This window comes from Citricoccus alkalitolerans, from assembly GCF_039528175.1.
Classification (GTDB): domain Bacteria; phylum Actinomycetota; class Actinomycetes; order Actinomycetales; family Micrococcaceae; genus Citricoccus; species Citricoccus alkalitolerans.
Genome location: NZ_BAAALH010000002.1, coordinates 606,538 through 619,039 on the forward strand (window position 1 = coordinate 606,538; position 12,502 = coordinate 619,039).

Below are 12,502 nucleotides of genomic sequence, written 5' to 3' on the forward strand. Positions count from 1 at the left end.
AGGGTCGGCGGCTGGACCGTGAGGCCAATCAGCACCGGCCGGAACCGGCGATGATCAACCCTGGACGGAGATGGCCTGGATGGACTCCAGAGCGGACTCGCGGGTGGCCTCGGAGATCGGGGCATTGCCCGCGGAGGACTCGGCAGCGGTCTGGCCCTCCTCGGACACCACGTACTCGCCGAAGGCCTTGGCCGCGTCAGCGGTCTCCTGATCCTGGTACTGGTTGCAGAAGATGTGGTACGAGACCAGCACGATCGGGTAGACGCCATCCTCGGTGGTGGTGCGGTCGAGCTCCACGGCACCGGCCTCGCCCGGCGCTGCCTTCTCGACGGCGGCAGCGGCAGCATCGGCGGAGTACGGCACGTACTCCTCGCCGACCTGGACGGCCACGGTGCCGAGATCGCCGATCTGGGAGGCATCGGCGTAGGTGATGGCACCGTCGGTGGACTGGGCAAGGGAGACCACACCGGACGTCTGCTGGGCAGACTCGGCGGTGATCTCAGAAGGCCAGGTCTCGACGACGTCGTAGGTCCAGGACTCCGGAGCCGCGGCCGTCAGGTAGTCGGTGAAGTTCTCGGTGGTGCCGGAGTCATCGGCACGGTGCACCACGGTGATGTCGGTGTCCGGCAGTTCGGCATCCGGGTTCTGATCGGCGATGGCCGGATCGTTCCAGGTGGTGATCTCGCCGGTGAAGACCTGGGCGAGGGTCTCGGCATCCATGTTGACCTGGTCGACACCTTCGAGGTTGAAGGCGACGGCGACCGGGGAGATGTAGGACGGGACGTGGAAGACGCCCTCCGGGCCACAGATCTGCTCGGCGGAGGCCATCTCCTCTTCGTCCATGGCGGCGTCGGAGCCGGCGAAGGAGTACTGGCCGGCGAGGAAGCCCTCACGGCCGGAGCCGGAGCCCACCGGGTCGTACTGGACGGTCAGGTCCGGGTGGACCTCGGTGACGCCGTTGGTCCAGGCGGTCATGGCGGACTCCTGCGAGGAGGCGCCACCACCGATCAGGGTGCCCGAGACCTCGGCCGGGGCACCCGACTCGGAGCCGGCCGGAGCGGAGGACTCGGAGCCGCCGTTGCCGCCGCAGGCGGTCAGGGCCAGAGCGGCGACAGACAGGACGGCGGCGTAGCGCCCGATGCGAAGAGCCTTCACGGATATGCCTCTTTCGAGTTCGATGACAGTGCAGGCGAGGCCGTCACCACTGCTTGTCCGAGTGGCAACTGACGAGCAGGGCAGGGATGCCGATGGCCTCGATCCACCAGAAAGCTATGGGGGCAAGGTGACGCGAGGGTCGGTGCAAGATTAACGCGAGCTTAACGAGGTCACGGCATCGGAGGTGGCATCACCGCCCCGACGGGCGGGGAGGCCAGTAATGGCGCGGAAGTAACCGACTTCTCTGAAGATTTCCTTGTCGGCGTGAGTAATCTCACGCCGCCGGGGACTCCACCAGCGTCCCGCCACGGCTCCTCGGCGGTCCCGTGGTCGCGGTCCCGGCCCGGGTCGATCGTCCACCACGCCGGCCGCTCCCGCCTAAGCTAGTCGGCATGGAGCAGCAGCCCGCGTCCGGCTCCTCCTGGACGAGAACGGTGACGAAGGCACGGCAGTGGTGGACCCGCACATGGTCCTTCGCCACCCGCCGGGCACGCTCGGGCGCCTCCCGGGTCACCTCGGCCCTGGTCCCGGCCGCCGTCACCGCCCTCTGCGCCGTGCTCGCGTACGTCTTCGCCGAGCTCGTCCTGGGCCACGAGGATCCCCTCTTCGCCGCCACAGCAGCGCTCATCGCCCTCGGCTTCAACCGGGACCCGAAGGTCCGCAAGGTCATCGAGGTAGCCGTGGGATGCACCCTCGGCATTCTCATCGGCGACCTCATGCAGGCCGTGCTGGGCCAGGGCTATTGGCAGGCCGTGCTGGTCGTCTACACCTCGATCCTGGTCGCCCGATTCATCGACTCCGGGGCCACCTTCACCCTGCAGATGAGCTTGCAGTCAGTATTGGTGGTGCTCCTGCCAGCAGCGGAGGGTGGGCCGTTCACGCGCAGCCAAGATGCCATCGTCGGTGGTTTCATCGCTCTTCTGGTGACCCTGCTGATGCCGAAGAACCTGCGCAAGGAGGCTGCCACCGGCCTGCGCGACCTCTACGCGACGCTCACGGGTGCCCTGCGGGACTGCTCCGAGGCGCTGCGCTCCCATGAGTCCCGGACCGCGTGGATGGGCCTGGTGGCCTGCCGTGGCACGCAGACCGCCGTGGAGAACCTGCGCAAGGACGTCAAGAACGCCCGTGAGCTGGCCACCTTCTCCCCCACCAAGCGGCGCGCCCGCCCCGAGCTGGACGAGACGGCCCACACCGTGGAGATGTCCGATCTGGCGGTGCGGAGCATGCGAGTCGTAGCCCGCCGTGTCATCAGTGTGATCGACAACGGCGCCCTGGACGACGAGGGAACCGGCCTGCTGGCGGACTGGTTCGACGAGGCCGCGGACGCCGTCGGAATCCTGGGCCGGTCCCTGGGGGAGCCGGCGGCGGCCGGCCGGCACAAGTCGCTCTCCGTGGCCCGGGGTGCCCTCGGCGGGGCGGCCGCGCGGCTCGATCCAGCGGAGTTGGGCGCCACGACCCTGCACGCCGAGGCACTCGTCATGCTGTTGCGACCCATGATGGTCGACCTCATCGAGGCCACCGGATCCTCCCACGACGAGGCCGTCGGGTACCTGCCGCGCCTCTGAGATCAGGCTCAGGTGGACTCTGCACCGGCCCCGGAGTTAGCGCGTCCGTGCGCGGCACTAGCCTTGGTCCATGGCAACGAAGACCAGCAGACGAGCGACCCCCGGCTACCGCTGCAGCGAGTGCGGGTGGACGACCGCCAAGTGGGTGGGGCGGTGCGGCGAGTGCCAGGCCTGGGGCACGGTGACCGAGGCCGGAGCGGACGCCTCATCCGGCCGCACGCCCCCCGCCACGGTCGCGACGCCGGCCGTGCCGATCGGTGAGATCGACGCCTCACAGGCCCGCTTCCACACCACCGGGGTGTCAGAACTGGACCGGGTGCTCGGCGGCGGACTGGTTCCGGGCGCGGTGGTTCTGATGGCCGGCGAGCCCGGCATCGGCAAATCCACCCTGTTGCTGGACGTGGCTGCCAAGGTGGCACGGCACCGCCGCCCGGAGGGGTCCACGCGGTCTGTCCTGTATGTGACCGGGGAGGAGTCCGCGGCCCAGGTGCGGTTGCGTGCAGACCGGATCGGCGCGGTCGCCGACACCCTGTTCCTGGCGGCCGAGACGGATCTCGGTCGGGCCCTGGGCCAGATCGAGAGGGCCGAACCGGACCTGCTGATCGTGGACTCCGTCCAGACGCTGCAGTCCCAGTCCGTGGACGGCACCGCCGGAGGCGTCACCCAGGTGCGCGAGGTGGCGGCCAGTCTGATCAACGAGGCCAAGAGCCGGAACATGACCACCGTGCTCGTGGGCCACGTGACCAAGGACGGTTCCATAGCCGGTCCCCGCCTGCTGGAGCACCTGGTGGACGTGGTCTGCCAGTTCGAGGGTGAGCGGCACTCACGCCTGCGCCTGGTCCGGGCCGTGAAGAACCGCTATGGGCCGACGGACGAGGTGGGGTGCTTCGACTTGGGAGATGCCGGCATCGTCTCCCTGGAGGACCCCTCCGGGCTGTTCCTGTCCGGGACCCTAAACCCCGTGGAGGGCACCTGCGTGACGGTGACCCTGGAGGGGCGGCGGCCTCTGGTGGCCGAGGTCCAGTCCCTGCTGACCCCGTCCGGGCAGGGCAGCCCGCGCCGGACGGTCAGTGGGCTGGACTCGGCCCGCATCAACATGATCCTGGCCGTCCTGCAGCGCCGAGCGGGATTCCCCCTGAACCAGGACGACTGTTACGTGGCCACCGTGGGCGGGGTACGGCTGACCGAGCCGGCGTCTGACCTGGCGGCGGCCCTGGCCATCGCGAGCGCCAAGCTCAATGCCGTGGTGCCCAAGGGCCTGATCGCCTTCGGGGAGCTGGGGCTGGCCGGGGAGGTCCGCCCCGTGCCGGGCATCGGCCGGCGCATCCGCGAGGCCGCCCGGTTGGGTTTCCGCCGTGCTGTGGTGCCCAAGTCCCCCGAACCGCTGGGTGAGTTGCCGGACGGCGTGGCCGTGGCCGAGGTCCGCACGCTGACGGAGGCCCTGGAGACCATGAAGGACTGGGCCTCCTGATCCCCCGGCCTCCTGACCGGGATCACTGCAGGTTGAACGTCACTGGCTGGGCCCTGAGGTCCCCCAAGGACACCTCGAGACGATAGGTACCGCTGCGGGGCTCCTGGGTGGTCTCGCCGCAGTCCTCGGAGGAGCGCACGCGCGGCCAGGTGAACCGGGCACGCTCCTGCTCATCCGGGGAGATCTCCACCAGGGCGTCCTGGCCGTCCACCTGGCAGTCCTCCGTGGAGAAGATCCGGTCCGGGCCGGAGTACACGGTGAACACCTGCTGCGTGGTGCCGAGGTTCGCCTCGCAGGGTTCCTCACCCGTGTTGTCCACGCGCAACTCCAGGACCGGTTCCTCCCCCTCCCCGTAAGTCGGCTGATCCGTCGCGGCGGAGATCACGATGTCCCCGGGCGGGCAATTGCCCGAGGCCGCGGCCTCACCGGAGGCCGAGGTCGAGTCAGATGAGGACGGCTCAGCCTCGGCCCCGTCGGTGGCGTCGGATTCGGGCGCGGATCCCGTGGCGGACGCCGATGGCGAGGCCTCGCCGGAGGGGGTGGCGGCCACGCTCGGGGACGGTGTCGGCACGGGGGCGTCCTCGCTGCCGGCCGGCCGGAAGAGCGAGACAAGCCACCAGACCAGCCCGACCACGATCGCCAGGACCACCACGACCAGCACGAGGGCGACCAGCCGGCGACGGCGGTACACCGCGCTCGATTGCGGTCGCAGCAGGTCGTTGTTTCGGGGCTCACCGGGCATACCTCCAGCCTAGGGACAGCGGTGGCCGGACCCGGACTGGCCACGCCGAGGATCGGCAGGCGCACTACAGTAGACGGCATGTCTGCGCCGGTGATCACGTCCACCCTTCACCACCGGGTCAACGACTGGTTCTCCGGCCATGCCCGGGATCTGCCGTGGCGTGACCCGGAGTGTGACCCGTGGGGTGTCCTCGTCAGCGAGATCATGCTGCAGCAGACCCCTGTGGTGCGAGTGCTGCCCGTCTGGACGGCCTGGATGGAACGCTGGCCCACACCGCGGGACCTGGCCGCAGAGCCACCGGGCGAGGTCATCCGCGCCTGGGGCCGGTTGGGCTACCCACGCCGGGCACTCCGACTACAGGCTGCCGCCGCGGCGATCGCCGGCTCCCACGGGAACCGGGTGCCGTACCGTGTCGACCAGCTCCTCGCCCTGCCCGGCGTCGGCACCTACACGGCCGCCGCAGTCGCCTGCTTCGCCTTCGATCAGCCTGAGGTGGTGGTGGACACCAACATCCGCCGGGCACACGCGAGGATGGTCTCGGGCCGGGCGCTGCCGGAGAAATCCCTGACCAGTGCCGAGATGGCCCTGGCCCGGGACCTCATGCCCGAGGATCCAGACCAGGCCTGCCGGTGGAATGCCGCGGTGATGGAGCTGGGGGCTCTGATCTGCACGGCCCGATCCCCCCAGTGCGAGCTCTGTCCGGTGGCGGACCTCTGCGCCTGGCGAGCGGCGGGCATGCCGGAGCCGCACTACAAGCCCACGGGCCAGGCCTGGGCCGGCACCGACCGCCAGGTGCGCGGCGCCGTCATGTCCCTACTCCGTGCCAGCGGTTCCGTGAGGCTCTCCGCCCTTCCCGCACTCACGACGTCGGCCGGCACCTTGGGCGCGCATCGCCCGGAAGCCGTCCAGTATGAGCGGTGCGTGGACGGCCTGGTGTCAGACGGACTGGCCGTCCGGAACGGCAACGGCCCGGAGGCCATGCTCAGCCTGCCTGGCTGAGGGCCCCCGGGCCGCCCGGTGCCGGAACCCACGGCCGCCGTCTCGACGACCGTGGCTCCGACGACAGCGTTGGTCAGTTCTTCTTGTCTCCGCCGAAGAGGTTCCCGGCGGCGTCCTTGACATCCTCGACCTTGTCCTTGATCCCGGCCTTGGCCTCATCGGCCCGGCCCTCGTTCTTCAGACGGTCGTTGTCCGTCGCCTCTCCCAGACCCTGCTTGGCCTGGCCCTTGACCTCGTCAGCCTTGTTCTCAAAGCGATCTCCGGTACCCATAGTCTCCTCCTCGCGACGGTGGACGGCCGGCCCCGGCCGACCCTTGCCCCTGCAGTCAAACATGGCAACCCGAGCTGTGGCTACAGGTTGATGATCATGCGGGTGTTGCCGAGGGTGTTGGGCTTGACCCGGGCCAGGTCCAGGAACTCGGCTACGCCCTCGTCCTGGGAGCGCAGCAGCTCGGAGTAGACCTCCGGGTCGACGACCGACTGATCTGCCATGACCGCGAATCCGTGGCGGCTGAAGAAATCGACCTCGAAGGTCAGGCAGAACACCCGGGTCACACCCAACGCGCGGGCCCGGTCCAGCAGCCGATCCAGGACGCGGTGGCCCACCCCGTGGCCGCGCCACTGACTCGACGTGGCCAGTGTGCGCACCTCGGCGATGTCCTCCCAGATCACGTGGAGGGCACCGAATCCTGCCAGCGTGCCGTCCGGCGCCTCGGCCACCATGAACTCCTGGATGGACTCGTAGTAGGCCACGGCTTCCTTCTGCAGCAGCACGCGTTCACGGGCCAGTGGCTCCACGAGGGCGCGGATGGCCGGGACGTCCTGAGTCCGCGCGGTCCGGATGATGAGTGCAGTCGAGTCCATCGGTTCAGTGTAGGACTCCGTCAGCGGCGTCAGCCCCCTACGGCAGAGGACCCGCCCTTCGGGGCGGGTCCTCTCGGCATCAGCTGCCGTCAAGCCTCGGGGCCGGGCTGACGCCCGCACCGGATGGGTGTCAGTGGTCAGTTGCTCTGCTCGTCGTTGCCCTGACCGCCGAGGAACTTGTACTGTGCACCGTCAACGGCACCGTTGACGGCGTCACCATGCTCACCCAGCTTGTCGCCATGCTGTTCCTGGGCGCCGTCCACGGTCTCATTGAGCTTGTCACCATGCTCGTCGGCGAGGTTTCCGAGGTTATCTGCGAAGGACATGGGCATCTCCTTGTTCGGGAACACGACGGGTCACCCGAAGGGCCCCCGCCGCTTCGCCATCCAGCGGTAGTCCCAAACCTAGAGGGACGGAGCGGCTGGGTTCAATCCCTCCAGACTGGGAATCCCCTGATCAACCACTGAATCAGCTGCTCGCGATGGACTCCTCGAACCTACTGCCCGGGGGCCGAGGCTTCGATCTCCCCGTGTTCCGGAGCCGCTTCCAGGGCCTCGGGCTGGTGGGCGACGGTGAAGGTGAGCTTGGCCGTCTCCGCCTCCCCTTCCAGACCCACGCTGATGGCAGAACCGGGCGTGATCTCCCCGAACAGTATCCGCTCGGAGAGCTGGTCCTCCACGAGGTGCTGGATGGTACGACGCAGCGGGCGGGCGCCCATGGCTGGGTCGTAGCCCCGGTTGGCCAGAAACTCCTTGGCCGGGGTGGACACGCTGATGGTGAGGTCCTGCTCGTCCAGGCGCTTCTGCAGGCGCGCGATGAACAGGTCCACGATCTGCACGATCTCGCCCCTGGACAACTGCGGGAAGACGATCACGTCATCCACGCGGTTGAGGAACTCCGGCCGGAAATGCTGGCGCAGTTCCTCCTGGACCTTGCCCTTCATCCGGTCGTACCCGGTCTGCGTGTCCGCGGCGGACTGGAAGCCCGTCATGACGCCCTTGGAGATGTCCTTGGTGCCGAGGTTCGTGGTCATGATGATCACGGTGTTCTTGAAGTCCACCACGCGGCCCTGGGAATCGGTCAGGCGGCCGTCCTCCAAGATCTGAAGCAGAGAGTTGAACAGGTCCGCGTGGGCCTTCTCCACCTCGTCGAACAGCACCACGGAGAACGGGCGGCGACGGACCTTCTCCGTCAGCTGGCCGCCTTCCTCGTAGCCCACATAGCCGGGAGGGGCACCGAAGAGACGGGAGACGGTGTGCTTCTCCTGGAACTCGGACATGTCCAGCGTGATGAGGGCTTCCTCGTCACCGAACAGGAACTCGGCCAGGGCCTTCGCCAGCTCGGTCTTGCCGACGCCCGTGGGTCCGGCGAAGATGAACGAGCCGGAGGGCCGGTTCGGATCCTTCAGGCCCGCGCGGGTCCGGCGGATCGCCTGAGACAGCGACTTGATGGCCTCGTTCTGGCCGATGACCCGCTGGTGGAGCTCGGCCTCCATGTTGCGCAGTCGATCGGTCTCCTCCTCGGTGAGCTTGAAGACCGGGATCCCCGTGGAGGCGGAGAGCACCTCGGCGATGAGATCGTCATCCACCTCGGCAATGCCCTCGGTGACGGAGGTCCGCCATTCCTCTTCCTTCTGGTTGCGCTCGTCCGTGAGCTTCTGCTCCTGGTCGCGCAGGTTGGCTGCACCCTCGAAGTCCTGGCCGTCGATGGCGGCCTCCTTCTCGGCGCGGACCTCGGCGATCCGGGCCTCGAACTCCTTGATCTCCGGCGGTGTGGTCATCCGCTTGATGCGCAACCGTGCCCCGGCCTCGTCGATCAGGTCGATGGCCTTGTCCGGCAGGAACCGGTCCGAGACGTACCGGTCAGCCAGGGTGGCGGCCGACTTCAGGGCCTCGTCCGTGATCGAGACCCGGTGGTGTGCCTCGTAACGGTCACGCAGCCCCCGGAGGATCTCGGTGGTCTCTTCGACGGAGGGCTCGTTGACCTGGATCGGCTGGAAGCGGCGCTCCAGCGCGGCATCCTTCTCGATGTGCTTGCGGTACTCGTCCAGGGTGGTCGCACCGATGGTCTGGAGTTCGCCGCGGGCCAGCATCGGCTTCAGGATCGACGCGGCGTCGATGGCGCCCTCGGCGGCACCCGCGCCCACGAGGGTGTGGATCTCGTCGATGAACAGGATGATGTCCCCACGGGTGCGGATCTCCTTGAGCACCTTCTTCAGGCGCTCCTCGAAGTCACCGCGGTAGCGGGAACCGGCGACCAGCGAGCCGAGGTCCAGCGTGTACAGCTGCTTGTCCATCAGCGTTTCCGGGACATCGTTGCGGACGATGGCCTGGGCCAGGCCCTCAACCACGGCCGTCTTGCCGACGCCGGGCTCACCGATGAGCACAGGGTTGTTCTTGGTGCGGCGGGACAGCACCTGCATGACCCGCTCCATCTCGAGGGCACGCCCGATGACCGGGTCCAGTTTGCCCTCGCGGGCCGCGGCGGTCAGGTTGCGGCCGAACTGGTCCAGCACCACCGAGCCGGCGGGGGCCCCTTCGGACTGGCCGCCGGCGGAGACGCCGGCTCCGGCGGTCTCCTTGCCGCTGGCACCACCCTGATAGCCGGACAGCAACTGGATGACGGTCTGGCGGACCCGGTTGAGGTCAGCGCCGAGCTTCACCAGCACCTGGGCGGCCACGCCCTCGCCCTCGCGGATCAGCCCCAGCAGGATGTGCTCGGTACCGATGTAATTGTGGCCCAGTTGGAGGGCCTCGCGCAGGGAGAGCTCCAGGACCTTCTTCGCCCGTGGCGTGAAGGGGATGTGGCCGGACGGGGTCTGCTGACCCTGGCCGATGATTTCCTGGACCTGCTCGCGCACCGCGCCCAGGGAGATGTTGAGCGACTCGAGGGCCTTGGCGGCCACTCCTTCGCCTTCATGGATCAGACCGAGCAGGATGTGCTCGGTACCGATGTAGCTGTGGTTGAGCATCCGCGCTTCTTCCTGCGCGAGCACCACCACCCGCCGGGCACGGTCCGTGAATCTCTCAAACATTTGGGCACACTCCTTGCTGACTGTGGTGTCGATGCTACGCATCGCAAGACGACTTCGGGCGGCTGTTCGCCACTGGGAGAACAGCCGCCCGAAGGGGAGCGGGTGCGGCGCGGGGACGGGAGCGGAGTGGTCCGCCCTACCGCGCCACTGAATTACTTCTTCGCGTTCCGGTATGCCTCGACGATGTCCCGGTGCAGCCGCCCCCGGCGGGAGACCTCATAGCCGTTGTCCGCGGCCCATTCACGGATCTTCGCCGCCTCATTCGCGGGGGCCGGCGGTGCCACGGCGCGTGCCTTGCGGATGTACCCCTTCAGGGTTGTGCGCAATTCCTTGGCGTGCTCCGCCGACAGGTCGATTTCATAGTGGCGTCCGTCCAAGGCGAACTGAACGGTTTCTTCAGCCGGTGTTCCGTCCAGATCGTCAACCAAGACCACTTCCACTTTCTGTGCCAAGACTCCCCCTAGGTGTTCTGCTTTTCCCTCTCCAGCATCCGTTCAATCGACCGCGGTGATCCACGGACAATGCAACGGCAATCTGGAATCTGATCCACTGATCTTGATCCGAATACCGAGTATTGCGGAGAAGATAAGAAACCTTCAACTCAGAACGGCTTCCAGGTCATCATTCCATGCGAACTCACAGGTTCGGAATGCGTGATGAATCGGAGCAGCAAAGATCCTCAACGCCGTCTTTCACCCTGATATGGCGAGGCATTAACCGATCAAGGAGTGACATATTCTCGTGTCATTGACACCAGAATGGCGTTGTTTTCCCGGGTATCCACTCTCCCTGGACCTGGGGGTGAAACCGTGCCGCGACCGGTGCCCGGGACGGACCGGAGGTTCAGTCGCGGGGGGACTGACCGCGTCGGTCGAACTGGCCAGAGCCACCGAGCCGATCGACTCCGTCGACCCGACCAGGGTCGTCCTGTCGGTCCGCTGTCATGCCCTGCCCCCCACGCCGGCGGGCCCACTCTTGCGCCTCGCGCTCCTCGAGCTCCGCCTTGGCCTGGCGCTCCCCGGTGTCCACCCGGAACACCGAGCGCATGACGAGCCAGAAGATCAGGGCCAGACCCACGGAGGGGGCCAGGACGGAGAAGTAATCCCAGAAGCTTGCCATCAGTGACCGCTCCCGGGGGCCTCTGGCTTGAGCAGGGGGAACAGGATGGTCTCCCTGATTCCGGCACCGGTGAAGAGCATGACGAGCCGGTCGATGCCGAGACCGATGCCGCCCATGGGCGGGGCTCCGTACTCGAGGGCTCGCAGGAAGTCTTCGTCGAACTGCATGGCCTCGTCGTCCCCGGCCGCTGAGGCCCGGGACTGCTCCACGAGCCGCTCTCGCTGGATGACCGGATCGATCAACTCGGAGAACGCGGTGCCGCGCTCCATACCACCGATGATCAGGTCCCAGGCCTCGATGACCTCCGGCTGGTCCCGGTGCGGGCGGGCCAGCGGCTGAGCTGCGGGCGGGTAGTTGTAGACGAAGGTCGGGTTGATCAGAGTCGGCTCGACGATCTCCCCGAACAACTCGAGGACCATCTTCTCGGCGTCCCAGAAAGGATCGAACTTCACCTCGTGCTTCTCGGCGACCGCCCGCAGTTCCTCGACGGCGGTGTCCGGGGTGATCTCCTGACCCACAGCCTCGGACAAGCCGGGGTATACCTCGATCCAAGCCCACTCCCCACCCAGGTCGATCTCGCCCTGGGCGGTCTGGATGAGACGACCGGCGCCCACGGCATCGGCGGCGTTCAGGATCATCTCCTTCATTCGGTCCGCCATGACGTACATGTCCGCCCAGGCCTCGTACGATTCCAGCATGGTGAACTCGGGCGAGTGCGTGGAGTCCACGCCCTCGTTGCGGAAGACGCGGCCGATCTCGAAGACCCGGTCGATGCCGCCGACGACAGTCCGCTTCAGATAGAGCTCCGTGGCGATGCGCAGGGTCATGTCCTGGCCGAAGGCATTGAGGTGGGTCTCGAACGGGCGGGCGTGCGCGCCGCCGTGCACGAGCTGCAGGATCGGGGTCTCGACCTCCACGTAGTCGCGCGCTTCCAGGGTGGTGCGAATGGATCGGATGATGGCCGCCCGGGTATGCACCATCTTCCGGGCCTCGGGCCTGACGATCAGGTCCGCGTAACGCTGGCGGACGCGGGTCTCCTCATTGAGTTCGGCGTGCAGCACGGGAAGCGGCCGCAGGGCCTTGGAGGCCATCTGCCAGGAGTCGGCCATGATGGACAGCTCGCCGCGGCGCGAGGCGATGACCTCGCCGCTCACAGCCAGGTGGTCGCCGAGGTCCACGAGACGCTTCCAGTCCGCGAGGGAGTCCTCGCCGACATTCGCCAGGGAGACCATGACCTGCAGGCGGACTCCCTCGCCGCCGTCGTCTCCCACGCCGCCTTCCTGCAGCGTGGCGAAGCACAGCTTGCCGGTGTTCCGCAGGAACACGACGCGGCCGGCAACGCCGACCGCGTCTCCCGTCTCCGTGCCGGGTTCGAGGTCGGGGTAGGCCTCGCGGATCTGCTGCAGGGAGTGGGTGCGCCCGACGGCGACCGGGTACGCCTCGCGCCCGGCGGCCAGCATCTCGGCGCGCTTGTCATGGCGCACCTGGCGCTGATCGGTGGTGCTGGTGGGATTGTCCGTGCTCACGGTCATCCAGTCTACGTGCCCCCGGCC

The 12,502-nt window shown here is 67.9% G+C and carries 12 protein-coding genes; 3 read left to right on the forward strand and 9 right to left on the reverse strand.

Annotated features, from left to right (window positions below; genetic code table 11):
- Positions 1–54: 54 nt before the first annotated feature.
- Positions 55–1,155 (reverse strand): phosphate ABC transporter substrate-binding protein PstS, encoded by a 1,101-nt coding sequence (gene pstS, locus ABD134_RS08675; protein WP_344228661.1) that lies wholly within the window; start codon positions 1,153–1,155, stop codon positions 55–57.
- Positions 1,156–1,547: 392 nt separating this feature from the next.
- On the opposite strand from pstS, the gene ABD134_RS08680 reads away from it, so the two are divergent.
- Both ABD134_RS08680 and radA read left to right on the forward strand, forming a co-directional pair.
- Positions 1,548–2,720 carry an FUSC family protein gene (locus tag ABD134_RS08680; RefSeq protein WP_344228663.1) on the forward strand — a complete coding sequence of 391 codons (1,173 nt, stop codon included), beginning with the start codon at positions 1,548–1,550 and terminating at the stop codon, positions 2,718–2,720.
- 70 nt (positions 2,721–2,790) lie between these two features.
- Positions 2,791–4,191: a DNA repair protein RadA gene (radA, locus tag ABD134_RS08685; protein ID WP_344228665.1), complete on the forward strand. Its 1,401-nt coding sequence runs from the start codon at positions 2,791–2,793 to the stop codon at positions 4,189–4,191.
- A 22-nt stretch (positions 4,192–4,213) separates the two neighbouring features.
- On the opposite strand, the gene ABD134_RS08690 is transcribed toward radA, so the two are convergent.
- On the reverse strand, positions 4,214–4,933 hold the full coding sequence (locus ABD134_RS08690; protein WP_344228667.1) for a hypothetical protein: 720 nt from the start codon (positions 4,931–4,933) through the stop codon (positions 4,214–4,216).
- Between the two features lie 78 nt (positions 4,934–5,011).
- On the opposite strand from ABD134_RS08690, the gene ABD134_RS08695 reads away from it, so the two are divergent.
- Entirely contained in the window at positions 5,012–5,932 is a 921-nt protein-coding gene (locus ABD134_RS08695) for an HhH-GPD family protein (RefSeq protein ID WP_344228669.1), read from the forward strand.
- A gap of 73 nt (positions 5,933–6,005) precedes the next feature.
- On the opposite strand, the gene ABD134_RS08700 is transcribed toward ABD134_RS08695, so the two are convergent.
- From ABD134_RS08700 to lysS, 7 genes are all read right to left on the reverse strand, one after another.
- Entirely contained in the window at positions 6,006–6,203 is a 198-nt protein-coding gene (locus ABD134_RS08700; RefSeq protein WP_344228671.1) for a CsbD family protein, read from the reverse strand.
- Positions 6,204–6,283: 80 nt separating this feature from the next.
- Entirely contained in the window at positions 6,284–6,796 is a 513-nt protein-coding gene (locus tag ABD134_RS08705) for an amino-acid N-acetyltransferase (protein WP_344228673.1), read from the reverse strand.
- A gap of 137 nt (positions 6,797–6,933) precedes the next feature.
- Positions 6,934–7,122, reverse strand: a complete 189-nt coding sequence (locus ABD134_RS08710; RefSeq protein WP_344228675.1) for a hypothetical protein — start codon at positions 7,120–7,122, stop codon at positions 6,934–6,936.
- A gap of 170 nt (positions 7,123–7,292) precedes the next feature.
- Positions 7,293–9,830, reverse strand: coding sequence for an ATP-dependent Clp protease ATP-binding subunit (locus tag ABD134_RS08715; protein ID WP_344228676.1), 2,538 nt, complete (start codon positions 9,828–9,830; stop codon positions 7,293–7,295).
- Positions 9,831–9,982: 152 nt separating this feature from the next.
- Positions 9,983–10,282, reverse strand: coding sequence for a histone-like nucleoid-structuring protein Lsr2 (locus ABD134_RS08720; RefSeq protein WP_344228677.1), 300 nt, complete (start codon positions 10,280–10,282; stop codon positions 9,983–9,985).
- A 391-nt stretch (positions 10,283–10,673) separates the two neighbouring features.
- Positions 10,674–10,949, reverse strand: coding sequence for a hypothetical protein (locus tag ABD134_RS08725; RefSeq protein WP_344228679.1), 276 nt, complete (start codon positions 10,947–10,949; stop codon positions 10,674–10,676).
- Positions 10,949–12,481: a lysine--tRNA ligase gene (gene lysS / locus ABD134_RS08730; RefSeq protein WP_378108244.1), complete on the reverse strand. Its 1,533-nt coding sequence runs from the start codon at positions 12,479–12,481 to the stop codon at positions 10,949–10,951. Before lysS ends, ABD134_RS08725 begins: the two co-directional genes overlap by 1 nt.
- Between the last annotated feature and the right edge of the window lie 21 nt (positions 12,482–12,502).

Coding starts and splice junctions, on each gene's coding strand:
- ABD134_RS08680 (WP_344228663.1), top strand. CDS start 1,548: ATGGAGCAGCAGCCCGCGTCCGGCTCCTCCTGGACGAGAACGGTGACG.
- radA (WP_344228665.1), top strand. CDS start 2,791: ATGGCAACGAAGACCAGCAGACGAGCGACCCCCGGCTACCGCTGCAGC.
- ABD134_RS08690 (WP_344228667.1), bottom strand. CDS start 4,933: ATGCCCGGTGAGCCCCGAAACAACGACCTGCTGCGACCGCAATCGAGC.
- ABD134_RS08695 (WP_344228669.1), top strand. CDS start 5,012: ATGTCTGCGCCGGTGATCACGTCCACCCTTCACCACCGGGTCAACGAC.
- ABD134_RS08700 (WP_344228671.1), bottom strand. CDS start 6,203: ATGGGTACCGGAGATCGCTTTGAGAACAAGGCTGACGAGGTCAAGGGC.
- ABD134_RS08705 (WP_344228673.1), bottom strand. CDS start 6,796: ATGGACTCGACTGCACTCATCATCCGGACCGCGCGGACTCAGGACGTC.
- ABD134_RS08710 (WP_344228675.1), bottom strand. CDS start 7,122: ATGTCCTTCGCAGATAACCTCGGAAACCTCGCCGACGAGCATGGTGAC.
- ABD134_RS08715 (WP_344228676.1), bottom strand. CDS start 9,830: ATGTTTGAGAGATTCACGGACCGTGCCCGGCGGGTGGTGGTGCTCGCG.
- ABD134_RS08725 (WP_344228679.1), bottom strand. CDS start 10,949: ATGGCAAGCTTCTGGGATTACTTCTCCGTCCTGGCCCCCTCCGTGGGT.
- lysS (WP_378108244.1), bottom strand. CDS start 12,481: ATGACCGTGAGCACGGACAATCCCACCAGCACCACCGATCAGCGCCAG.